At 67.0% G+C, this 23,137-nt stretch carries 20 protein-coding genes; 10 read left to right on the top strand and 10 right to left on the bottom strand.

Going from position 1 to position 23,137, the window contains the following annotated elements; all coding sequences use genetic code 11:
• Nucleotides 1–34 precede the first annotated feature (34 nt).
• The gene (ccmB, locus tag Q9R14_RS11870) at nucleotides 35–745 is read right to left on the bottom strand and encodes a heme exporter protein CcmB (protein ID WP_306002539.1); all 711 of its coding nucleotides are present in this window, start codon (nucleotides 743–745) and stop codon (nucleotides 35–37) included.
• Nucleotides 742–1,365 (bottom strand): heme ABC exporter ATP-binding protein CcmA, encoded by a 624-nt coding sequence (gene ccmA, locus Q9R14_RS11865; protein ID WP_306002538.1) that lies wholly within the window; start codon nucleotides 1,363–1,365, stop codon nucleotides 742–744. Before ccmA ends, ccmB begins: the two co-directional genes overlap by 4 nt.
• 208 nt (nucleotides 1,366–1,573) lie before the next feature.
• Between ccmA and acnA the strand changes: the two genes are divergently transcribed.
• Nucleotides 1,574–4,300 carry an aconitate hydratase AcnA gene (gene acnA, locus Q9R14_RS11860; protein WP_091751475.1) on the top strand — a complete coding sequence of 909 codons (2,727 nt, stop codon included), beginning with the start codon at nucleotides 1,574–1,576 and terminating at the stop codon, nucleotides 4,298–4,300.
• A gap of 76 nt (nucleotides 4,301–4,376) precedes the next feature.
• On the opposite strand, the gene Q9R14_RS11855 is transcribed toward acnA, so the two are convergent.
• From Q9R14_RS11855 to Q9R14_RS11845, 3 genes are all read right to left on the bottom strand, one after another.
• Nucleotides 4,377–5,750, bottom strand: coding sequence for an NAD-dependent succinate-semialdehyde dehydrogenase (locus Q9R14_RS11855; RefSeq protein ID WP_306002537.1), 1,374 nt, complete (start codon nucleotides 5,748–5,750; stop codon nucleotides 4,377–4,379).
• Between the two features lie 93 nt (nucleotides 5,751–5,843).
• Complete coding sequence (locus Q9R14_RS11850) at nucleotides 5,844–6,095, bottom strand: hypothetical protein (RefSeq protein WP_055807296.1); 252 nt, start codon at nucleotides 6,093–6,095, stop codon at nucleotides 5,844–5,846.
• 83 nt (nucleotides 6,096–6,178) lie between these two features.
• Nucleotides 6,179–7,078, bottom strand: a complete 900-nt coding sequence (locus Q9R14_RS11845; protein WP_306002536.1) for a hydrogen peroxide-inducible genes activator — start codon at nucleotides 7,076–7,078, stop codon at nucleotides 6,179–6,181.
• Between the two features lie 145 nt (nucleotides 7,079–7,223).
• On the opposite strand from Q9R14_RS11845, the gene katG reads away from it, so the two are divergent.
• Entirely contained in the window at nucleotides 7,224–9,494 is a 2,271-nt protein-coding gene (katG, locus tag Q9R14_RS11840) for a catalase/peroxidase HPI (RefSeq protein WP_306002535.1), read from the top strand.
• A gap of 67 nt (nucleotides 9,495–9,561) precedes the next feature.
• Here katG and Q9R14_RS11835 read toward each other — a convergent pair whose 3' ends face one another.
• The gene (locus Q9R14_RS11835) at nucleotides 9,562–10,335 is read right to left on the bottom strand and encodes a glutaminyl-peptide cyclotransferase (RefSeq protein ID WP_306002534.1); all 774 of its coding nucleotides are present in this window, start codon (nucleotides 10,333–10,335) and stop codon (nucleotides 9,562–9,564) included.
• A gap of 5 nt (nucleotides 10,336–10,340) precedes the next feature.
• A complete protein-coding gene (locus tag Q9R14_RS11830; RefSeq protein WP_066629030.1) occupies nucleotides 10,341–11,168 on the bottom strand; it encodes a TerC family protein in 828 nt (275 codons plus the stop codon).
• A gap of 345 nt (nucleotides 11,169–11,513) precedes the next feature.
• Between Q9R14_RS11830 and Q9R14_RS11825 the strand changes: the two genes are divergently transcribed.
• The 6 genes from Q9R14_RS11825 (at nucleotide 11,514) to Q9R14_RS11800 (ending at nucleotide 17,682) form a co-directional block, all read left to right on the top strand.
• Nucleotides 11,514–12,068 carry a F0F1 ATP synthase subunit delta gene (locus tag Q9R14_RS11825; RefSeq protein WP_306002533.1) on the top strand — a complete coding sequence of 185 codons (555 nt, stop codon included), beginning with the start codon at nucleotides 11,514–11,516 and terminating at the stop codon, nucleotides 12,066–12,068.
• Between the two features lie 106 nt (nucleotides 12,069–12,174).
• Nucleotides 12,175–13,707 carry a F0F1 ATP synthase subunit alpha gene (atpA, locus tag Q9R14_RS11820; RefSeq protein ID WP_306002532.1) on the top strand — a complete coding sequence of 511 codons (1,533 nt, stop codon included), beginning with the start codon at nucleotides 12,175–12,177 and terminating at the stop codon, nucleotides 13,705–13,707.
• Between the two features lie 32 nt (nucleotides 13,708–13,739).
• Nucleotides 13,740–14,618 (top strand): F0F1 ATP synthase subunit gamma, encoded by an 879-nt coding sequence (locus tag Q9R14_RS11815; RefSeq protein WP_242077757.1) that lies wholly within the window; start codon nucleotides 13,740–13,742, stop codon nucleotides 14,616–14,618.
• A 37-nt stretch (nucleotides 14,619–14,655) separates the two neighbouring features.
• Nucleotides 14,656–16,191, top strand: coding sequence for a F0F1 ATP synthase subunit beta (atpD, locus tag Q9R14_RS11810; protein ID WP_242077758.1), 1,536 nt, complete (start codon nucleotides 14,656–14,658; stop codon nucleotides 16,189–16,191).
• Nucleotides 16,192–16,193: 2 nt separating this feature from the next.
• Nucleotides 16,194–16,463, top strand: coding sequence for an ATP synthase F1 subunit epsilon (locus Q9R14_RS11805; RefSeq protein WP_039243854.1), 270 nt, complete (start codon nucleotides 16,194–16,196; stop codon nucleotides 16,461–16,463).
• Nucleotides 16,464–16,548: 85 nt separating this feature from the next.
• Nucleotides 16,549–17,682, top strand: a complete 1,134-nt coding sequence (locus Q9R14_RS11800; protein WP_306002531.1) for a serine hydrolase domain-containing protein — start codon at nucleotides 16,549–16,551, stop codon at nucleotides 17,680–17,682.
• Here Q9R14_RS11800 and Q9R14_RS11795 read toward each other — a convergent pair.
• From Q9R14_RS11795 to Q9R14_RS11785, 3 genes are all read right to left on the bottom strand, one after another.
• Nucleotides 17,667–19,181 (bottom strand): DHA2 family efflux MFS transporter permease subunit, encoded by a 1,515-nt coding sequence (locus Q9R14_RS11795; protein WP_306002530.1) that lies wholly within the window; start codon nucleotides 19,179–19,181, stop codon nucleotides 17,667–17,669. The two genes, Q9R14_RS11800 and Q9R14_RS11795, sit on opposite strands and share 16 nt — an antisense overlap.
• A gap of 25 nt (nucleotides 19,182–19,206) precedes the next feature.
• Nucleotides 19,207–20,133: an EamA family transporter RarD gene (rarD, locus tag Q9R14_RS11790; RefSeq protein ID WP_306002529.1), complete on the bottom strand. Its 927-nt coding sequence runs from the start codon at nucleotides 20,131–20,133 to the stop codon at nucleotides 19,207–19,209.
• A gap of 144 nt (nucleotides 20,134–20,277) precedes the next feature.
• Nucleotides 20,278–21,324, bottom strand: coding sequence for an aspartate-semialdehyde dehydrogenase (locus Q9R14_RS11785; RefSeq protein WP_306002528.1), 1,047 nt, complete (start codon nucleotides 21,322–21,324; stop codon nucleotides 20,278–20,280).
• A gap of 141 nt (nucleotides 21,325–21,465) precedes the next feature.
• Here Q9R14_RS11785 and zapE point away from each other — a divergent pair, with 141 nt between their 5' ends.
• Both zapE and Q9R14_RS11775 read left to right on the top strand, forming a co-directional pair.
• Complete coding sequence (gene zapE, locus Q9R14_RS11780) at nucleotides 21,466–22,557, top strand: cell division protein ZapE (protein WP_306002527.1); 1,092 nt, start codon at nucleotides 21,466–21,468, stop codon at nucleotides 22,555–22,557.
• A 35-nt stretch (nucleotides 22,558–22,592) separates the two neighbouring features.
• Nucleotides 22,593–23,093: a YbjN domain-containing protein gene (locus Q9R14_RS11775; protein ID WP_306002526.1), complete on the top strand. Its 501-nt coding sequence runs from the start codon at nucleotides 22,593–22,595 to the stop codon at nucleotides 23,091–23,093.
• Nucleotides 23,094–23,137 lie beyond the last annotated feature (44 nt).

Here is a 23,137-nt window from a genome sequence, read left to right as displayed (position 1 = left end):
CAGCGCTTACGCGGCGAAGGGGCGGCGGGCAAGCTCACCCTTGCGCGTTGCGAACGGCGGCGGCCCCGGCGAAGGGCGCGACGACGGCGGCGAACAGGACGTAGGCGCACAGCAAGGCCAACGCCGGGCCGACCGGCTGGCCCGATCCGGCGCGCTCCAACGCCCCGGCGCCGAAGACGACCGGCGGAATGAACAGCGGCAGGACGACGACGGCGATCAGCAGCCCGCCACGCCTGGCTCCCAGCGCGAGAGCGGCGCCCAGCGCGCCGGTGAAGGCGAAGCCCGCGCCGCCGATCAGGGCGGTCACGGCGACGAGCGGCGTCAGCGATGCGGGCAGTCCCAGCGCCAGGGCGGCGACGGGGGCGGTCAGGGCGAGCGGCAGACCGACGGCGATCCACTGGGCCAAGGCCTTGATCAGGACGACCTGCTCCAGCGCCAGATGGCCGAGGGCCAGCAGATCCAGCGCCCCGTCCTCCATGTCACGCTCGAACAGCTGCTCCAGCGACAGCAGGGACGCCAGGGCGAGGGCCAACCACGCGACGCCGCCGGCGACGGGGCCGAGCGTGCGCGGATCGCCGCCGGCCGCCAGCGGCAGAATGGCGGTCAGACAGGCGAAGAAGCCGCACGCCAGCAAGGGGCCGCCGCCCCCGCCCCAGGCCAGATCCAGTTCGCGCTCCAGCAGCACGCGCGTCGCGCCGCGCAGGCCGGGCGGGCGCGGTTCCTGATCGACATCGCGGCGGCTCACTTCAGCGCCCCCAGATCGAGAGAGCGGGTCGGCAGCGGCAGGGGGTCGTGGACGGCGGCGACGATCAGGCCATCGGCGTCCAGATGCCGCTGCATCTGCTCGGCAAAGGCTTCGCGCCAGCGGGCGTCCAGCGGCGCCATCGGCTCGTCTAGCAGCCACAGGGCGCGCGGCGATCCGACCAACCGCCCCATGGCCAGACGACGGCGCTGACCGGCCGAAAGACGCCGGACCTCCAGGTCCAGCAGGGGCTTCAAGCCGAAGGCCTCGACGGCGTGGTCGACACCGTACTGGGTGTGGCCCAACCAGTCGCACTGAAACCCCAACTCTTCGCGCGCGGTTCGGCCGCCCTTCAGCCCGTCCAGATGGCCGAGAAAATGGGTTTCGCGTCCACGCGCCTGTCGTTCGTCCAGCCGATTGCCGTCGCCGTCCTGGAAGGCGACCGTCCCGGCGTCGGGCCGCAACAGGCCCGCGATCGCGCGCAGCAGGCTGGTCTTGCCCGCCCCGTTTGCACCCGTCAGGGCCAGGACTTCGCCGGCGCGCAAGGTCAGGTCGAGACCGTCGAACAATCGGCGCTCGCCGCGCGACACGGTCAAGCCGGCGAGGGTCAGGGCGTGGATCATCGCGTTTCACCCGCCACGCCAAATCTGCGAACCCTTCTCAATGTCCACGTCAGGGGTGTGGACACATGGACGGTGCGGCGCGGCGGGGCTATAGGCACGGTCGCCGCAGCAGGCTTTCGCCGCGCGCGCAGGGGCCCTGTGAGCCGCTGCGTCTGCCGCGCGAAGGCGCAACCGGATTGTCGGGCGGCGCTGACCAGAGGAACTCTCCATGCCGTCGATCGACAGCTTCAAGACCCGCCAGGACCTTTCCGTCGGGCGTAAGAAATACGCCTATTACAGCCTTCCCGCCGCCGAGGAAGCCGGTCTGACCGGGATTTCCCGCCTGCCGCGCTCGATGAAGGTGCTGCTGGAGAACCTGCTGCGCAACGAGGACGGCGTTTCCGTCACCGAAGACGACCTGAAGGCCGTCGCCGCCTGGGTCGAGAACAAGGGCTCGGTCGAGCACGAGATCGCCTTCCGTCCGGCCCGGGTGCTGATGCAGGACTTCACCGGCGTGCCCGCCGTGGTCGATCTGGCCGCCATGCGCGACGCCATGTCGGCCCTGGGCGCCGACGCCGCCAAGATCAACCCGCTGGTGCCGGTCGATCTGGTCATCGACCACTCGGTCATGGTCGACAACTTCGGTACGTCGAAAGCCTTCGGCCAGAACGTCGAGCGCGAATACGAGCGCAACATCGAGCGCTACAACTTCCTGCGCTGGGGCTCGTCGGCCTTCAACAACTTCCGCGTCGTGCCGCCCGGCACCGGCATCTGCCACCAGGTGAACCTGGAGAACCTGGCCCAGACCGTCTGGACCCTGGACGAAGGCAAGAAGACCGTCGCCTATCCCGACACCGTCGTCGGCACCGACAGCCACACCACCATGATCAACGGCCTGGCCGTCCTGGGCTGGGGCGTGGGCGGCATCGAGGCCGAGGCGGCCATGCTGGGCCAGCCGATTCCGATGCTGATCCCCGAGGTCATCGGCTTCAAGCTGACGGGCACGATGCCCGAAGGCACGACGGCGACCGACCTGGTGCTGACCGTCACCCAGATGCTGCGCAAGAAGGGCGTGGTCGGCAAGTTCGTCGAGTTCTTCGGCGACGCCCTGCCGAACATGACCATCGAAGATCAGGCGACCATCGCCAACATGGCCCCGGAATACGGCGCCACCTGCGGCTTCTTCCCCGTCTCGGCCGCCACCATCGGCTATCTGACCGCCACGGGCCGCGACAAGGCGCGCGTCGCCCTGGTCGAAGCCTATGCCAAGGCCCAGGGCCTGTGGATCGACGAGAATTCGGAAGACCCGGTCTTCACCGACGTGCTGGAACTGGACATCTCGACCGTCGTGCCGTCGCTGGCGGGTCCGAAGCGTCCGCAGGACCGCGTCGAACTGACCACCGCCGCCCCGGCCTTCGAAACCGCACTGACCGACGTCTTCGCCCGCCCGGCCGACGCCCCGCGCGCCGAGGTCGAGGGTGAGAAGTTCACCGTCGGCGACGGCGACGTGGTCATCGCAGCCATCACCTCCTGCACCAACACCTCCAACCCGTCGGTGCTGATCGCCGCCGGTCTGGTGGCGCGCAAGGCCAATGCGCTGGGCCTGAAGGCCAAGCCCTGGGTCAAGACCTCGCTGGCCCCCGGATCGCAGGTCGTGACCGACTATCTGACCGACGCCGGCCTGCAGAAGGACCTGGACGCCCTAGGCTTCAACCTGGTCGGCTATGGCTGCACCACCTGCATCGGCAACTCGGGTCCGCTGGACCCGGCCATCTCCAAGGCGATCAACGACAACGCCCTGGTCGCCACTTCGGTCCTGTCGGGCAACCGCAACTTCGAAGGTCGCGTGAACCCTGACGTCCAGGCCAACTATCTGGCCTCGCCGCCGCTGGTCGTGGCCTACGCCATCGCCGGCTCGATGCGGATCGACATCACCAAGGATCCGATCGGTCAGGACAAGAAGGGCAACGACGTCTTCCTGAAGGACGTCTGGCCGACCACGCAGGAAATCGCCGACATCCAGCGCAAGTCCGTCACCCCGGCCATGTTCGCCAAACGCTACAAGGACGTGTTCAAGGGCGACAAGCACTGGCAGGCCATCAAGGTCACCGGCGGTCAGACCTATGAGTGGGACGACAGCTCGACCTACGTCGCCAACCCGCCCTATTTCGACGGCCTGTCGATGGACCTGACCCCGGTTCAGGACGTGGTCGAGGCGCGCGTTCTGGCCATCTTCGGCGACTCGATCACCACCGATCACATCAGCCCGGCCGGTTCGATCAAGAAGACCTCGCCCGCCGGCGTCTATCTGACCAACCACGGCGTCGAGGCGGCCGAGTTCAACAGCTACGGCGCCCGTCGCGGCAACCACGAAGTCATGATGCGCGGCACCTTCGCCAACATCCGCATCAAGAATCGCATCACGCCCGAGATCGAAGGCGGCGTGACCAAGCACTTCCCGTCGGGCGACACCATGTCGATCTATGACGCGGCCATGCGGTATCAGTCGGAAGGCCGTCCGCTGGTCGTCTTCGCCGGCAAGGAATACGGCACCGGCTCGTCGCGCGACTGGGCGGCGAAGGGCACGCGTCTGCTGGGCGTGCGCGCCGTCATCGCCGAAAGCTTCGAGCGAATCCACCGCTCCAACCTGGTCGGGATGGGCGTCGTGCCGCTGCAGTTCAAGCAGGACGGCTGGCTGAAGCTGGGCCTGACGGGCGAGGAGATCGTCACGATCCGCGGCCTGTCGGACGCCAACATCGGCAAGCTGAAGCCGCGTCAGGACCTGTGGGTCGAGCTGTTCCGCCCGTCGGACGGCAAGATGGCCCGCTTCCCGGTCCGCTGCCGCATCGATAACCAGACCGAGCTGGACTATCTGCTGGCCGGCGGCGTCATGCCCTATGTGCTGCGCAACCTGGCGCGCGGCCCGGAAACCGAAGCGCCGATCGCCGCCGAATAGGTCGCGGTTCGTCCAGACAAGAAAGAGGGCCGGCGGAGCGATCCGCCGGCCCTTTCCGTTTGCCGAAAGGCGGTGGTCAGTCGGCGCTGACGACCACCAGCTTGCGGTTCACGAACTCCTTGATGCCGACATCGCCCAGCTCGCGGCCGAAGCCCGAGCGTTTGACGCCGCCGAACGGCAGTTCGGGCATGGAGGTCGTGGTGGTGTTGATGAAGACCATGCCGGTCTCAATGCGCGAGGCCAGTTTGCGGGCGCGGTCGGTGTCGCCCGAGAAGATCGAGCCGCCCAGGCCGAAGTGGGAATCGTTGGCCAGGGCCACGACCGCATCGTCGTCCTCGACCACAAACACCTGAGCCACCGGGCCGAAGAACTCCTGATAGAAGGCCGGGTTGTCGCGCGCGACGTCGGTCAGGACGGTCGGCTCGTAGAAGAAGCCGGTGCGGTCGGCGGGCTTTCCGCCGGTCACCGCCTTGGCGCCGTGCTGGATCGCCTCCTCGACCTGTTTGGTCAGGGTCTTCAGCGCATCCTCGGACGACAGCGGACCCAGGTCGGTCGCCTCGTCCAGCGGGTCGCCCATGACGGCGGTCTTCATGCCCTCGACGAAGCCGGCGATGAAGGCGTCGGAGACCGACTTCTGAACGATGAAGCGTTTGGAGCCTGTGCAGACCTGTCCGGCGTTGGACAGGCGGCCTTCGACGCCCGCCGCGACCGCCTTTTCGAGGTCGGCGTCGTCCAGAACCACGAAGACATCGCTGCCGCCCAGTTCCAGCGTGGACTTCTTCAGCATTTCCGAAGCGCGGGCCGAAACCTTGGCGCCGGCGCCCTCGGAACCCGTCAGGGCCACGCCCTGGATGCGGTCGTCGCCGATCAGTTCGGCGACCTTTTCGGATGAGATGTAGAGGTTGGCGACGAAGCCTTCGGGCGCGCCGGCCTCGCGCACCAGTTCGGCGAACCGGGCGGCGCAGCGCGGCACGATGCCCGCGTGCTTGTAGAGCACGGGATTACCGACCGCGATGGCGGGAGCCACCACGCGGATCAGCTGATAGATCGGGAAGTTCCACGGCTCGACCGCCAGCAGCACGCCGATCGGGTGAAACTCGACCCAGGCCTCGCCCAGTTCGCTGTCGATCTTTTCGGGCTTGAGGAAGTCGGCGGCCTTGTCGGCATAGTAGGCGGCGATACCGGCGCACAGATCGATCTCGCCCTGCCCCTGAGCCAGGGGTTTGCCCATCTCCTCGGCCATGGTGCGGGCCAGGTCGTCGCGGTTTGCGGTCAGAAGGCCCGACAGGGATTTCAGCACGGCGAGGCGCGGCTGGATGTCGCCCTTGGACCAATCCGAATGGAACAGGCTGTCAGCCTTGGCCAAGGCGGCCTCGACGGCGTCTTCGGTGTGTTCCGGATAGTCCTCGACCAGTTGTTCGGTGAAGGGATTGAGGGTGCGATAGGCCATGGGGCGTCCTGGGGCTTCGGTCGGACGCCCGGGGCGGCGCCGATCCGTTGTCAGGAAGGCAAACGCGACCTGTCGGGGCGGGTTGCCTGGCCGTCAGTCCGGATCGCTGAACGGCGGCGGCAGCTGGCCGGATTTGAAGAGGATGGTCGGCTCTTCGTCGTAGTCGCCCATTTCGGTGTCGGCCGAGACGGCGAAGGCGACGACGCCCAGACGCAACGGCGCCAGCCGTTCGGCCTTGCGACGCGCCTCTTCGGCGTCCTTGCAGCCGACCTGGGGTTCTGCGCGCAGGGCCTTGCCCCGGCCCTGGACATAGGCCTGGACGATATAGACGGTTTCGGTTGCCATCCGCTTCCAAGCGACCTGTTCGGCGCTCAGGTCAATCGATCAATCGGGTGTCAGCCCAGTTTCATTCAAGCTTCACTCTAGCTTCACTCTAGCTTCAGGGCCTCGGCCAGCAGCCGGGCCTCGGCGGCGCGGCTGGAGCCGGCGCGCCAGGCGACGACAATTTCGCGATGGGGCGGGGCGCCGTCCGCCTGGTTTTCGAAGGGACGAATGGCGACGGCAGGGTTGTCGGCCAGACCGGCCTGCACCGCCATCTTCGGCAGGAAGGAGACGCCGAGGCCCGAGCCGACCATCTGGACCAGCGTGTGCAGGCTGGTGGCCGCAAAGACGTCGTCGCCGCGCGGGGCCTCGATGTCCAGCGCCGCCAGAGCGTGGTCGCGCAGGCAATGGCCGTCCTCCAGCAGGATCAGATCCTCGGCCCGCAGCGAGCCGGGACGGATCGGGCCGGGCGCGGCCAGGGCATGGTCGGCGGGGGCGGCGGCCATGATCTCGTCATCGCCGATGCGAGCGTGAGCGATGCCCGGTGCATCATAGGGCAGGGCGATGACGGCGGCGTCGATCTGACCCGCCTTCAGCGCCGCGATCAGCCGGGGCGTCAAATCCTCGCGGATGAACAGCTTCAGGCTGGGATAGGCGGCCTTCACCGACGGGAGCTTGGCCGGCAGCAGGAAGGGAGCGACGGTCGGAATGACGCCCAGGCGGAATCGGCCGGACAGCAGACGCCCGGCGTTCTTGGCCGCCTCGACCAGATCCTCGGTGCGGGCCAGGACGTCCTCGGCGCGGCGAACGGCCTCCGCTCCGACGGCGGTCATGATCACGGCGCCGCGCGCGCGTTCGACCACCGGCGCGCCCAGGATGCGCTCAAGCTCCTGCACCCCGGCGCTGAGGGCGGGCTGGCTGACGTGGGCGGCCTCGGCGGCGCGCGAGAAGCTGCCGTGTTCGGCCAGGAGCTTGAGATACTGAAGCTGACGCAGGGTGGGGAGCATGGGAGCGAAATAGGCCCGTCCTATGCTGACGCCAAGGATAATCGATTGGCTTTATCCGTTTGACCCGTGTCGTATGACCCCATCATCTACAGGGCGATGGAAAATCGCTCGCCGTCGTGCGCCAGAGCAGCAGGGAGAAAACACCATGACCGACGAAGCCAAATGCCCCTTTTCCGGCCGGACGCCCCGGTCGGTCGCAGGCGGCGGCGTTCAGAACCGCGATTGGTGGCCCAACCAGCTGCGGGTCGATCTGCTGAACCAGCATTCGGCCAAGTCCGATCCGCTCGGCAAGTCGTTCGACTACCGCGAGGCCTTTTCCAAGCTGGACTATGAGGCGCTGAAGGCGGATCTGCGCGCGCTGATGACGGACTCCAAGGATTGGTGGCCGGCCGACTTCGGCCATTACGGCCCCCAGTTCATCCGCATGGCCTGGCACAGCGCCGGCACCTATCGCGTCGGCGATGGTCGGGGCGGCGGCGGGCGGGGCCAGCAGCGGTTCGCGCCGCTGAACTCCTGGCCCGACAACGTCAATATCGACAAGTCGCGCCGCCTGCTGTGGCCGATCAAGCAGAAATACGGCCAGGCCATCTCGTGGGCCGACCTGATGATCCTGACCGGAAACGTCGCGCTGGAGACGATGGGTTTCCGCACCTTCGGCTTCTCCGGCGGCCGCGCCGATACCTGGGAGCCGGATCAGGACGTCTACTGGGGTCGCGAGACGACCTGGCTGGGCGGCGACGAACGCTATGCCCACGGCTCGGACGGGGTGGTGAAGCCGGGCGATGAGGCCGTACTTGTCAGCGATGACAATGCGGACGGCGATAAGCACTCGCGCGATCTGGAGAACCCGCTGGCCGCCGTGCAGATGGGCCTGATCTACGTCAATCCGGAAGGGCCGGACGGCAATCCCGATCCGATCGCGGCGGCGCGCGACATCCGCGACACCTTCGCCCGGATGGCGATGAACGATGAGGAGACGGTCGCCCTGATCGCGGGCGGCCATACCTTCGGCAAGACGCACGGCGCGGGCCCTGCCGACCACGTCGGCGCAGAGCCGGAAGGCGACGGCCTGGAGGCGCAGGGCCTGGGCTGGACCTCCAGCTTCGGCACGGGACACGGCGCCGACGCCATCACCAGCGGCCTGGAAGTCACCTGGACCCAGACGCCGGCCCAGTGGAGCAACTTCTATTTCGAAAACCTGTTCGGCTTCGAATGGGAGCTGGAGAAGTCCCCGGCGGGCGCGCATCAGTGGGTGGCCAAGGACGCGGGCGAGATCATCCCCGACGCCCACGATCCGGCCAAGAAGAAGCGGCCGACGATGCTGACGACCGACCTGTCGATGCGGTTCGACCCGGAATACGAGAAGATCTCGCGCCGGTTCCTGAATGATCCGCAAGCGTTCGCCGACGCCTTTGCGCGGGCCTGGTTCAAGCTGACGCACCGCGATCTGGGGCCGCGTTCGCGCTACGTCGGGCCGGAAGTCCCGAGCGAAGTCCTGTTGTGGCAGGATCCGGTGCCGGAGGTGGATCATCCGCTGATCGACGCGACGGACGCGGCGGCTCTGAAGGCCAAGGTGCTGAACTCGGGCCTGAGCACCGCCGAACTGGTGGGCACGGCCTGGGCCTCGGCCTCGACCTTCCGCGGCGGGGACAAGCGGGGCGGGGCCAACGGCGCCCGCATTCGCCTGGCGCCGCAGAAGGATTGGGCCGTCAACCAGCCCGAACAGCTGGACCGGGTGTTGAAGACGCTGGAGCGCATCCAGACCGAGTTCAACCAGGCGCAGACGGGCGGCAAGAAGGTGTCCCTGGCCGACCTGATCGTGCTGGCCGGCAATGCGGGCGTCGAGCAGGCGGCCAAGGCGGCGGGCCACGACGCCAGCGTGCCGTTCACGCCCGGCCGGACGGACGCCAGCCAGGCGGACACGGATGTTGAATCCTTCGGCTATCTGGAGCCGGTCGCCGATGGATTCCGCAACTTCCAGAAGGCCCGCTATGCCGTGCCGGCCGAGTCGCTGCTGATCGATCAGGCGCAGCGGCTGACGCTGACGGCGCCGGAGATGACGGTGCTGATCGGCGGCCTGCGAGCGATCAACATCAATACGGGCGGCGCGACGCATGGCGTGCTGACCGAGCGGCCCGGCGTGCTGTCCAACGATGTCTTCGTCAATCTGCTGGACATGGACGTGAAGTGGGCGGCGACCTCGGACGCCAAGGACGTGTTCGAAGGCCGCGATCGCAAGACGGGCGAAGCCAAGTGGACCGGCACGCGTGTCGATCTGGTGTTCGGCTCCAACGCCGTCCTGCGCGCGCTGGCCGAGGTCTATGCCGGGGCCGACGCCGAAGGGAAGTTCGTCTCGGACTTCGTGGCCCCCTGGACCAAGGTGATGGAGCTGGACAGGTTCGACCTGCACGGCTGAGCCAGGCAGAGGCTGAAAAAGAAGAGGGCCGGGCGCGTCGCAGCGTCCGGCCTTTTCTTCGTGCGGATCAGCGCAGTCTGATCTCGAACAGCTGCGGCCAGCGTTTGCCGGTGACGAACAGGCGTTTGCCCGCCGCGTCCCAGGCGATGCCGTTCAGGACGTCGTCGTTGGGGTCGAGGTTGGCGCCCTTGGGGACCAGGGCGGTCAGGTCGATGAAGGCCTTGACCACGCCGGTCTCGGGATCGATGCGCGCGATGCGGTTGTCCTGCCAGATATTGGCGAAGACCTCGCCGTCGATCCATTCCAGCTCGTTGATCTGATCCAGCGGCCGGCCGTCGGCGGTAACGGAGACGCGGCCGGTCTCGGCCAGGGTCTCGGGATCGAGGAAGCGCAACTGATCGGTGCCGTCGCTCATGATCAGACGGCGGCCGTCGGTGGTCAGGGCCCAGCCCTCGCCCGGATAGGAAAAACCGCCCAGAGGCGAGAAATCGTCCAGCTTCCAGATGAAGCCGATGTGGTTGCGCCAGGTCAGGCTGTAAAGCTTGCCGTTCAGCGTGGTCATGCCCTCGCCGAAATAGATGGTCGGCAGGTCGCGCTGACGCTCCACGCGGCCGGTCTCCAGATCGACCTTGCGGATGAAGGACGGATAAAGGCCCGTGCTCTCGTAAAGGTCGCCGTCGTGGAAGAAGAGGCCTTCGGTGAAGGCCGACCGGTCGTGCGGATAGGCCCGCACGACCTCGTAAGACTGGACCGGGACTTCGGCCCTGACCGGCAGGGCGACGCCTGTCGTCAGCAGCAGGCCGGCGACAAGGCCGGCGAGCCGGGACGACAGGCGCATCATGAGCCTCAGCCCCGCTCGGCGGCGGCTTCGGCCTCGGCCTTCTGGGCGCGGGCCTCGGCGGCGTTCGCCTCGCTGCGGGCCAGTTCGGCCTTTTCCTTCTTGGATGCGGATTTGCGACCCAGCATGTTCAACGCCTCGACACCGGCCGAGAAGGCCATGGCCGCATAGATGTAGCCCTTGGGCACATGATAGCCGAAGCCGTCGGCGATCAACACCATGCCGATCATCAGGAGGAAGCCGAGCGCGAGCATGACCACGCTGGGGTTCTTGTTGATGAAGTTGGCCAGCGGGTCGGCGGCCAGCAGCATGACGGTCACGGCGACCAGGACGGCGACGACCATGATCGGCAGGTGCTCGGTCATGCCGACGGCGGTCAGGATCGAGTCGATCGAGAAGACGATGTCCAACAGGATGATCTGGAAGATGGCCGCGCCGGCGTTGGCGATGACCACGTCCTTCTTGTCCATGACATCGTGGCTGGGCGTGGGATCGACCGTATGGTGGATTTCCTTGGTCGCCTTCCAGACCAGGAACAGACCACCCGCGATCAGGATCAGGTCTTTCCACGAGAATTCATTGCCCATGACGGTGAAGACCGGCTGCACCAGGCCGACCAGCCAGGCGATGATCGACAGCAGGGCCAGACGCATGACCAGCGCCAAGCCGATACCGATGCGCCGCACCTTCTGCCGCTGATGCTCGGGCAGTTTGTTCGACAGGATCGAGATGAAGATCAGGTTGTCGATGCCGAGCACGACCTCCATCACGATGAGGGTCACCAATGCGGCCCAGGCGGCCGGATCGGAGAGCAGGGGGGTTATGCTGTCGAGCATTGGGGTTCCAGATGGCGGATAAAGCTTGAGCGGAAAGCGCTAGGGCCGACGCGGGTTCCAAGCAAGCGATGGGGTGCTGCGTCATGGTCGCACCCCCCCCTGGCGCAGTCGCCCTTCCTACGCTGTGTGGAAGGAAACGGCGGCGCGCTCTCGCCCTGCGGCATCGGTGCGCCTTCACGCAATGTTGCGAGCGGCGAAACCCCGTGCTATCAGGCGCCCGGCTTGAAGGGGGCGTATTTACGAATACGGCCTCCGTCGTGCTTTCCGTAAGCATTTCAAGCTTTTGACCGTTGCGAGCCTCGCAGTCGGTTGCGACCCTGACACAACGACCTCGGACCCTAATCAGTGGCTGATGATTTCAGAACGACGGAAGTCGGCGATCGCTACGCACAGGCGCTGTTCGACCTGGCGCTGGAAACCGGCCGCCTGGACGCCGTCCGCGCCGACCTGAAGTCGCTGAAGGCGGCCTGGACCGAAAGCGCCGACCTGCGTCGCCTGGCTGTCTCACCCGTCATCGCCGCCGCCGATCAGGCCAAGGGTCTGGTCGCCATCGCCGCCAAGGCCAAGTTCGAGCAGACCACCACGAACTTCCTGGGCCTGCTGTCGCAGAACGGCCGCGCCAAGGACCTGCCGGCCGTGATCGCCGGGTTTGAGGCCCGCTACGCCAAACACGCCGGCGTCGTCGCCGCTGAGGTCGTCTCGGCCCAGCCGCTGGACGACAAACAGGTCGCCGCCATCACCGGCGCCTTGTCCAAGAGCCTGGGCAAGGCGCCGGAACTGACCGCACGCGTCGATCCGTCGATCCTGGGCGGCCTGAAGGTCAAGGTCGGTTCGAAACTGTTCGACGCCTCGCTGAAGACCAAGCTCGACCAGATGAAGTTCGCCCTGAAACGAGCCTAGGCTCGTTTCAGAAACCAAAATGTTGCGCGCCTAAACGCGCTCCCGCCACCCAGAATGCGCGCCTGAACGGCGCACCCGCAGAAGACTGAAGAACAGAGAGCCCGTCATGGACATCCGCGCCGCTGAAATCTCGGCCATCCTCAAGTCGCAGATCGCTAACTTCGGCGTCGAAGCCGATGTCTCCGACGTCGGCAGCGTGCTGTCGGTCGGCGACGGCATCGCCCGCATCCACGGTCTGGACAATGTCCAGGCCGGCGAAATGGTCGAGTTCACCAAGGCCGGCGTGAAGGGCATGGCCCTGAACCTGGAACGCGACAACGTGGGCGCCGTGGTCTTCGGCGCCGACGCCGCCATCGCCGAGGGCGACGACGTGCGCCGCCTGGGCGAGATCGTGGACGTTCCGGTCGGCCGTGGCCTGCTGGGCCGCGTCGTCAACCCGCTGGGCGAGCCGATCGACGGCAAGGGCCCGATCGAATTCACCGAGCGCCGCCGCGTGGACGTCAAGGCGCCGGGCATCATCCCGCGCAAGTCGGTTCACGAGCCGATGCAGACCGGCCTGAAGGCCATCGACACCCTGATCCCCGTCGGCCGTGGCCAGCGCGAGCTGATCATCGGTGACCGTCAGGTCGGCAAGACCGCCGTCGCCATCGACACCATCCTGAACCAGAAGAACGTCAACAAGACCGACGACGAGAGCGCCAAGCTCTACTGCATCTACGTCGCCATCGGTCAGAAGCGTTCGACCGTCGCCCAGATCGTCAAGACCCTCGAAGAGTCCGGCGCGCTGGAATACACGATCGTCGTGGCCTGCACCGCCTCGGAGCCGGCCCCGCTGCAGTTCCTGGCCCCGTTCTCCGGCACCGCCATGGGCGAGTTCTTCCGCGACAACGGCATGCACGCCCTGATCGTCTATGACGACTTGTCCAAGCAGGCCGTCGCCTATCGCCAGATGTCGCTGCTGCTGCGCCGTCCGCCCGGCCGTGAAGCCTATCCGGGCGACGTCTTCTACCTGCACAGCCGCCTGCTGGAGCGTTCGGCCAAGCTGAACGAAGATTACGGTTCGGGCTCGATGACCGCCCTGCCGATCATCGAAACCCAGGCCAACGACGTTTCGGCCTACATCCCCACGAACGTGATCTCGATCACCGACGGCCAGATCTTCCTGGAATCGGACCTGTTCTATCAGGGCATCCGCCCGGCCGTGAACGTCGGCATCTCGGTGTCGCGCGTCGGCTCCTCGGCCCAGACCAAGGCGATGAAGAAGGTCGCCGGTTCGATCAAGGGCGAGCTGGCCCAGTATCGCGAGATGGCGGCCTTCGCCAAGTTCGGCTCGGACCTGGACGCCTCGACCCAGAAGCTGCTGGCGCGCGGCGCCCGTCTGACGGAACTGCTGAAGCAGCCACAGTATTCGCCGCTGGCGATGGAAGAGCAGGTGGTCTCGGTCTACGCCGGCACGCGCGGTTACATCGACGGCATCGCCGTCAGCGACGTGGGTCGTTTCGAGAAGGAGCTGCTGGCGCGCATCCATGCGAACCACGCTTCCCTGCTGGAAGGCATCCGCACCAAGAAGGACCTGACCTCGGACCTCGAAGCCGAGCTGAAGGACATCCTGGCCGCCTTCGTCAAGACCTTCGCCTGAACCCGTCTGGTAAGCTGAGAGAGTAGCGCCGGATGGCCAGCCTCAAGGAAATGCGCAATCGGATCGGAAGCGTGAAAGCCACGCAGAAGATCACGAAAGCCATGCAGATGGTCGCTGCGGCCAAGCTGAAGCGCGCCCAGGACCAGGCCGAAAGCGCCCGGCCCTATGCGCAGAAGATGGCCTCGGTCATCGCCAATCTGGCCGCCGGCGTCTCGGGCGCCGATGCGCCCAAGCTGCTGGCCGGCACGGGCCAGGACCAGCGTCACCTGATCGTGGTGGCCACAGCTGACAAGGGTCTGGCGGGCGGTTTCTCGACCAACGTCATCCGCGCCGCGCGCGAACGGATCAACAGCCTGATCAACGCCGGCAAGGACGTGAAGATCATCGCCGTCGGCAAGAAGTCGCGCGACCAGCTGGCGCGTCTGTACGGCGACAAGGTGATCCACACCTTCGAACTGAGCGAGCACAAGACCGTCGGCCTGCCGTCGGCCCAGCCGGTCGCCGAGATGATCGCCACGGCCTTCGAAGAGGGTCAGGCCGATGTGGTCACCCTGTTCTACAGCCAGTTCAAGTCGGTGATCCAACAGGTCCCGACTGGCAAGCAGCTGATCCCGGCCGTGGTTGATGGCGATGCCCAGCCGATCGACCTGAACGGCGCGGTTTACGAATACGAGCCGTCGGAAGAGGAAATCCTGGAAACCCTGCTGCCGCGCGCGCTGACGACCCAGATCCTGGCCGCGCTATACGAGAACCAGGCCGGCTTCTTCGGCTCGCAGATGGCGGCGATGGACAACGCGACGCGTAATGCGGGCGACCTCATCAACGCCCTGACGCTGCAGTACAACCGCAAGCGCCAAGCCCAGATCACCACCGAGCTGATCGAGATCATCGCCGGCGCCGAAGCCCTCTGATCCCGACCGAACAGACATTCCGATACGGACCCTGACCATGACCGACACCGTCGCCGCCAAGAAACCCGCAGCCCGCAAGCCCGCCGCCAAGAAGGCCGCTCCGGACGCCGCTCCCGTCAACGCCGCCGGCACGGGCAAGATCGCCCAGGTCATCGGCGCCGTCGTGGACGTCGAGTTCGACGGCCAGCTGCCGGCGATCCTGAACGCCCTGCACACCCAGAACGTCGACCAGAAGACGGGCGAGCCCTTCACACTGGTGCTGGAAGTCGCCCAGCACCTGGGTGAGAACATGGTCCGCACCATCGCCATGGACACGACCGAAGGCCTGACGCGCGGCCAGCCCGTGACAGACACCGGTTCGTCGATCCAGGCGCCCGTCGGCCCCGGCACCCTGGGCCGCATCATGAACGTCGTCGGCCAGCCGATCGACGAACAGGGCCCCATCAAGACCGACCTGTATCGCCCGATCCACCGCGAGGCGCCGTCGTTCGAAGAACAATCCACCTCGTCGGAAATCCTGGTCACGGGCATCAAGGTCATCGACCTGATGTGCCCCTACACCAAGGGCGGCAAGACCGGCCTGTTCGGCGGCGCCGGCGTGGGCAAGACCGTCACCATGCAGGAACTGATCAACAACATCGCCAAGGCGTACGGCGGTTATTCGGTTCTGGCCGGCGTGGGCGAGCGCACCCGCGAAGGCAACGACCTGTATCACGAAATGATCGAGTCCAACGTGAACGTGGACCCGACCAAGAACGGCGGCTCGACCGAAGGCTCCAAGTGCGCCCTGGTTTACGGCCAGATGAACGAGCCCCCCGGCGCCCGCGCCCGCGTGGCCCTGACCGGCCTGGCCCAGGCGGAATATTTCCGCGACGAAGAGGGCAAGGACGTTCTGCTGTTCGTCGACAACATCTTCCGCTTCACGCAGGCCGGTTCGGAAATGTCGGCTCTCTTGGGCCGCATCCCCTCGGCCGTGGGCTATCAGCCGACGCTGGCCACCGAGATGGGCAACCTGCAAGAGCGCATCACCTCGACCAAGAAGGGTTCGATCACCTCGATCCAGGCCATCTACGTCCCGGCCGACGACCTGACCGACCCGGCGCCCGCCGCCTCGTTCGCCCACTTGGACGCCAAGACCGTTCTGTCGCGTGACATCGCCGCCCAGGCCATCTTCCCGGCCGTGGACCCGCTGGACTCGACCTCGCGGATCATGGACCCGCTGGTCATCGGTGAAGAGCACTACAACGTCGCCCGTTCGGTCCAGGAAGTCCTGCAGTCCTACAAGGGCCTGAAGGACATCATCGCCATCCTGGGCATGGACGAGCTGTCGGAAGAGGACAAGCTGGTCGTGGCACGCGCCCGCAAGATCAGCCGCTTCCTGTCGCAGCCCTTCTTCGTGGCCGAGCAGTTCACCGGTTCGCCCGGCAAGTTCGTCTCGCTGGAAGACACGATCCGTTCGTTCAAGGGCATCGTCGCCGGCGACTACGACCACCTGCCGGAAGCCGCCTTCTACATGGTCGGCTCCATCGAAGAGGCCGTCGCCAAGGCCGAGAAGATGGCGTCGGAAGCCTGATCATGGCCGGCAAGCTGAACTTCTCTCTCGTCTCGCCGGAACGCGAGGTCTTTTCCGGCCTCGTGGACCAGGTCGATGCACCGGGCGTCGAGGGCGACTTCGGCGTTCTGCCGGACCATGCGCCCTTCATGACCGCCCTGCGCGAGGGTCTGGTGACCGTCTATAACAACGGCTCAAAGACCCAGTACGACGTTCACGGCGGCTTCGCTGACGTGAACGGCGAAGGCCTGACCATTCTGGCCGAACAGGCCACCGAGGTCGTCGCGGCCTGAGCCTGTCGATGGATCGAACGATTTGAGGCCTCCCGTTTCGGCGGGAGGCCTTTTTCGTGGGCGGCGGGCGCGCTAGGACCGGCCCATGACCGATCTCATCGACATCCACGGCGTCTGCGCACCCGGTTTTGAGGCCGTGCGCGACGCGTTCGCCGCCAACTTCACCGAGGCGCCCGAGGGGCTGAACGAGCAGGCGGCGCGGTTCAGCGTGCTGGTCGAAGGCGAGGCGGTCGTCGACCTGTGGGCGGGCCATGCGGATACGGTCAGGACGACGCCGTTCACCGATACGACCCTGACCTCGGTGTTTTCGACCGGCAAGGCGGTGATGGCCATTCTGATGGCGAGCGCGGTCGAGGCCGGGCAGATCGACTATGACCAGACGGTCGCCTCGCTGTGGCCCGAGTTCAGCGCGGCGGGCAAGGCGGACGTCACCGTCGCTCAGCTGATGAGCCACCAGTCGGGGCTGCCGGGCTTTTCCGAGGCGGTCGATCCGACGATATGGTTCGATGTGTCCGCGGTGCTGGCGCGTCTGGCGGCCCAGGCGCCGATGTGGGAGCCGGGCACGGCGTCTGGCTATCACCCGATCACCGTCGGCTATCTGGCCAATGAGGTCTATCGCCGCGCGACCGGCCGGACGATGGGCCAGGCGCTCCGTCAGGACTTCCCCGACTTGGACTTGTGGATCGGCCTGCCGGAAAGCGAGCATGGACGGGTGGCGCAGATGCGCAAGCCCACGGCGGCGCCCAGCCTGGGAACCATCGATCCGATCAAACAGGCGGCCTTCCTGGATCGCGGCTCGGCGCCGGGCGGGCGCGGTTCGGCGGCCTGGCGCGAGATGGAGATTCCGTCGGCCAATCTGCACGGCACGGCGCTGGGGCTGGCGAAGATACTGGGCGTGGTGGCGAATGGCGGCGTGCTGGACGGCCGGTCGGTGCTGTCGGCGGGGACGCTGGATCAGCTGACGCGCGAGCGCATCCATGGGCCGGACAAGGTGCTGCCCTATACGATCAGCTGGGCGGCCGGTCTGATGCGCAATGACGGGCTGAAGGTGTTCGGGCCGAACGAAGCCTTCGGCCATTATGGCTGGGGCGGGTCGATGGCCATGGCGGATCCGTCGCGGAAACTGTCGGCGGCCTATGTGATGACGCGCCAGTCGCCGCACCTGATCGGCGACCCCCGGCCCAGGCGGTTGCTGGACGCGCTTTACGCCGCCTTCTGAACCGGGCCGGGCGCGGTCAGCAGGCCGATCAGGCCGGCCAAGCCCGCGCAGGCGGCGCATGTCAGGATCACGGCCCGGAACGCCGCATGGAAGGCGTCGCGGACGACGGGTGTGATGTCTCCACCCGACATGACCTGGGCCAGCTGGGCGCGGGCGTCAGGCAGGTTGGCGACCCCGGCGAAGACCGCAGACAGCACCAGGCCCAAGAGGGCGACAGCCAGAAGGCTGGCCACGCGCGCCACCGCATTGTTGACGCCCGAGGCCACGCCGGTGTGGCCCGCCTTGACCGCTCCCATGACCGTCGCCGTCAGAGGGCCGACCGCCAGGGTCATGCCGATCGCCAGCACCGTCATGCCCGCCAGCGGTCCGTCGACATAGCCCGCGCGCGGCGCAGGCACGGCGAGGAGCGCCAGTCCGATCCCGGCCAGGGCCGGCCCGACGCTGAGCGACAGACGCGCGCCGAACCGATCGGCGACCCGTCCCGCCAGGCCCGAGAACAGCCCCATGACGGCGGCGAAGGGCAGCATGGCGGCGCCGGCCTCGGTCGCGCTCCAGCCGTGGACCCGGATCAGATCGAAGGGCAGGAAGAACATCGCTCCGCCCAGGGCGAAATAGAGCAGCAGGGTCAGCAGATTGATTCCGCTGAACACCGAGGACGAAAACAGGCCCAGCGGCATCATCGGGTGGGTCTGGCGCGCCTCGGCCCAGACGAAGGCGGCCAGCAGCGCCGCGCCCCCGACCAGTCCGGCCAGGATCACGGGCGATGCGAACCCCAGATCGGGCGCGGCGGTCAGGGCCCAGGTCAGGGCGCCCAGGCCGGCGACGGCCAGAACCGCGCCCAGACCGTCCAGACCGCGCGCGTCGGGATCGCGGCTCTCGGGCGTCGCGGCCAGCGTCACGACGGCGGTCAGGATCGCCAGCGGGACATTGATCCAGAAGATGGCGCGCCAGTCGGCGGCGTCGGCCAGCCATCCCCCGATCAACGGCCCGACCATGCCGGTCAGGGCGCCGAACCCGGCCCAGGTTCCAAAGGCCTTGCCGCGCTCCTCGGGCGGGAAGGTCGCGCCGATCACCGCCAGGGCGCCGGGCGTCAGCAGGGCCGCACCGATCCCCTGGATCGCCCGGCCGGCGACCAGAGCCTGGACGGTGGGGGCCACGGCGCAGCCGATGGAGGCCAGGGCGAAGATCGCGACCCCGATCAGAAAGACCCGTCGGCGACCGAACCGATCGCCGGCCGCGCCGCCGATCAAAACGAGGGCGCCAAGCGTCAGCAGATAGGCGTTCGACACCCACTGCACCGCCGCCGTGCCGGCCGCCAGATCCCGCTGCACGGCGGGTAGGGCGACGCCCAGGGCCGAGCCGTCGATGAAGGTCAGGCTGGAGCCCAGCACCGTCGCGGCCAGCACCCAGCGTTTGCGCGCCGCCGAAAGCGGGTGGGCCGGTTCGGCGGCGGCATGGACCTGTCCGCCTTCGCAGGGGCCCGGTTGGGCGGTCGTCATGGCCTCGCCTCCGTATGGGCGAAGGCTACGCCGGTTCCACCGTGGTCTTCAACGCCTCGCGTGCGGCGCGGCTGCGATTGAAGGCGGCCAGGGCGAAGACGCCGGCGCCGGCCCAGATGAAGACGAAGGAGACGATCCGCAGCAGGGTCAGCGGCTCGCCGGTCGCGACGCCGCAGGCGAACTGTAGCGTCGGGGCCAGGAACTGGATGAAGCCGACAGTGGACAGGGGCAGACGCCGCGCCGACCAGGCGAACAGCGCCAGCGGGATCACGGTCGCCGGGCCGTTCACCAGCGCCCAGATCAGGCCGGAGGGCGAGGCGAATCCGACCGCCTGACCGTGGGTGGTCAACCAGGCCAGAAAGACCGCACCGATGGGCAGCAGCACCAGACATTCCACGAACAGGCCGGTCTGGGCCGAGGCGGGCACGCGCTTACGGATCACCGCATAGGCGCAGAAGGTGACGGCCAGGGTCAGGCCGATGATCGGCACATGCCCGAGGGCGATGGTCTGGATCACGACCCCGACGGCGGCCAGACCGATGGCCAGCGCGCTCCAGCGGTCGATCTTCTCCCGGAACAGCACGGCGCCGGCCGCCATGTTGAGCAGGGGATTGATATAGTAGCCGAGGCTGGCCTCCAGCGTCGCATGATGGGTGGTGGCGAAGACGTAGAGGCTCCAGTTGGTGCCGATCAGCAGCGCGGACAGGGCCAGCCAGGCCAGGGTGCGCGGCGTGGCCAGCACCCGGCGCGCCTCGCCCCATTGCCCGGCCAGCAGCAGGACCAGGCCGGCAACGAAGACCGACCAGACCGCCCGGTGCGCCAGGATTTCGGGCGCGCCGAAGCCGTGCGCGGCCATCGCCATGAACAGCAGCGGCAGCAGTCCCCACAGGGTGTAGCAGGCGATGGCCGTGCCGACGGCGCGGGGGTCGTTGGGAGAGGGGGTGGCGCTCATGGCGCGTATTCCTTTCACCCCCTTGCCGTCATCCTAGGGATTGACCCGGGGATCGGGCGCGGCGGGCGTCTATGCGTCGCTCGTTCGCACCAGCGGCGGAACATCCGGTCCTCTGGTCAAGCCCGAGGATGACGGGGTGGAGGATCAGACCGTGATCGAACGATATCCCGACGACGACTTGATCACGCCGGTCTCGTCCAGAAGCTGGGCGATCTGAACGGCGTTCAGGGCGGCGCCCTTGCGCAGGTTGTCGGACACGACCCAAAGGTTCAGACCGTTCTCGACGGTCGGGTCCTTGCGGATGCGGCTGACATAGACGGCGTGTTCGCTGGCGGCGTCGACGGGGGTGATATAGCCGTCGTGCTCCTGCTTATCGATCACCAGGACGCCCGGCGCCTCGCGCAGGATGGCGCGGGCCTCGTCGGGTTCGATGGGGCGGTCGAACTGGACGTTCACGGCCTCGGAGTGACCCACGAAGACCGGCACGCGCACACAGGTGACGGTGACCTGGATGTCGCGGTCCAGCATCTTGTGCGTCTCGTCCGACATCTTCTTCTCCTCGTCGGTCGAGCCGTCCTCGAGGAAGGAACCGATGTAGGGGATGACGTTGAAGGCGATCTGTTTGGGGAACTTCTTGGGCGTGGCGTCGCCCAGGCCGTAGATGGCCTTGGTCTGGTTCCACAGCTCGTCCATGCCTTCCTTGCCGGCGCCGGACACCGACTGATAGGTCGAGACCACCACCCGCTTGATCTTGGCCGCGTCGTGCAGTGGCTTCAGCGCCGTCACCAGCTGGATGGTCGAGCAATTGGGGTTGGCGATGATGTTCTTCTTGGTCGCGTCCTTGATGGCGTCCGGGTTCACCTCGGGCACGATCAGCGGCACGTCGGCGTCCTTGCGGAAGGCCGAGGAGTTGTCGATCACGATGGGACCGGCCTTGCCGATCTTCTCGGACCATTCCTTGGACACCGCGCCGCCAGCGGACATCAGCACGATGTCGACCTTTGAGAAGTCGAACTGTTCGATGTCCTGGCATTTGACGGTCTTGTCGCCGAAGGAGACCTCGACGCCCTTGGACTTGCGCGAGGCGATGGCGTGAATTTCATCGACGGGGAATTCCAGCTCCTCGAGGATGTTCAGCATTTCGCGGCCCACATTGCCCGTGGCCCCGACGATGGCGACGCGATAACCCATGTTTCTTGTCCTTCGGACGCGCTACCGCTCGGCCCACGGGGCCTCGCTGCTTGAGCGCATTGTAGTGATAGCCCTGCAAATAGGCGTTCAGGGCTGTGAAGCAATCGCTTTTCACTGTGCCGGGCTTTAAGCAGTCCTTCCATGACCTCCCGTATCCGCAACGCCTACGACATCCGCGTGGAAGAGGGCGTGCTGACGCCCGATCCGGCGCAGGAGAGCGTGATCACGGCGCTGGAGCGGCTGGAGGTCGATCTGGCCAAACGCGGCCTGTTCGGCAAGGCGCCGGAGGTGCGGGGCGTCTATCTCTACGGCCCGCCCGGACGCGGCAAGTCGATGCTGATGGACCTGTTCTATTCGGCGACGCCCGAGCCGCGAAAGACGCGCGCGCACTTCCACGCCTTCATGGCCCGCATCCACGACCTGGTGAAACAGTGGCGCGAGGGGGATGCGAAGACCCGCAAGGCCGTGTTCGGCACGCATAAGGGCGACGACCCCATCCCGCCGATCGCCAAGCTGATCGCGTCGGAAGCCCGGCTGCTGTGTTTCGACGAACTGCAGGTCACCGACATCGCCGACGCCATGATCCTGGGCCGGTTGTTCGAAGCCCTGTTCGAGGATCGGGTGGTGCTGGCCATCACCTCGAACCGCGCACCGGAGGACCTCTACAAGAACGGCATCAACCGTCAGCTCTTCCTGCCCTTCATCGACATCATCCGCGAGCGCTGCGTGGTGGTCGAGACGGCCGGCGCGCGGGACTGGCGGCTTGACCGGATGACCTCGGCCCAGGTCTGGCACACGCCGGACGACCGCGCGGCGTTCGAGGCGTTATGGCGCGAGTTGAAGGGGGGCGAACCGGAGGCGGCGGCGCATCTGAGCGTACTGGGCCGCGATGTGGTGGTGCAGCGCACCGTGGGATCGATGGCGCGGGCGACGTTTAATGACCTGTGCGCCCGGCCGCTGGGGCCGCAGGACTATCTGGCCATCGCCCAGCGGTTCCACACTCTGTTCTTGGAGGACGTGCCGATCCTGAGTTCGGCCAACCACCACGAGGCGCGGCGTCTGGTGACTCTGGTGGACGCCCTCTATGAGGCCAAGACCAAGCTGATCGTGCTGGCGGCAGCAAAGCCGGAGGCCCTCTATACCGAAGGGGTGGGGGCGTTCGAGTTCGAGCGCACCGTGTCGCGCTTCAACGAAATGCAAAGCAAGGACTGGCTGGCGCACGTCCGCGAGTGATGGCTAGGGTGTCGGCTGACCTTCGGAGTGTCTTCATGCGCCGTCTCGCCCTCGCCGCCGCCCTTGCTTTGACCTTATCGCCGCTGACGGCGGGCGGAGCGTTCGCCCAGACGGCGCCGGCGACGGCCAGTCGCGGTCTGACCCCGGCCGAGGTCGCGACGTGGATCACCGGGCTGGGCGGGCGGGTCGGGCCTGTGCAAACCGAGAACGGCCTGACCTTCTTCACCGTGACCAATGCGGGCCTGACCTGGGCGGTCTTTTTCTATGGCTGCGAGGCGTCTGGCTGCGGCGAGGTCCAGTTCAGCGCCGTGGTGCCGGGCGCCGGCGCGACGCTGGATGCGGTCAACGCCTGGAACCGCGACAACCGCTATCTAAAGGCCTTCCACACCGCCGCCGAAACGCCGACGGCGACGGTGCAGTACGACGTCGTCGTGCTGTCGGGCGAAGGCGTGGCGCAACTGGCGGACCCTCTGACGGTCTGGCTGCAACTGCTGCCCAAGTTTGCGGCAGGCATGGGCTACGTCGCGCCGCGATGAGCTGCCTCCCCCAACGGGAGAAGGGAAAAGAAAAAGGGCCTGCA

Source organism: Brevundimonas sp. C43, assembly GCF_030732185.1.
Lineage (GTDB): Bacteria > Pseudomonadota > Alphaproteobacteria > Caulobacterales > Caulobacteraceae > Brevundimonas > Brevundimonas diminuta_C.
The sequence above is the reverse complement of the archived record's forward strand: the minus strand, read 5'-3'. Positions and strand labels throughout refer to the sequence as shown.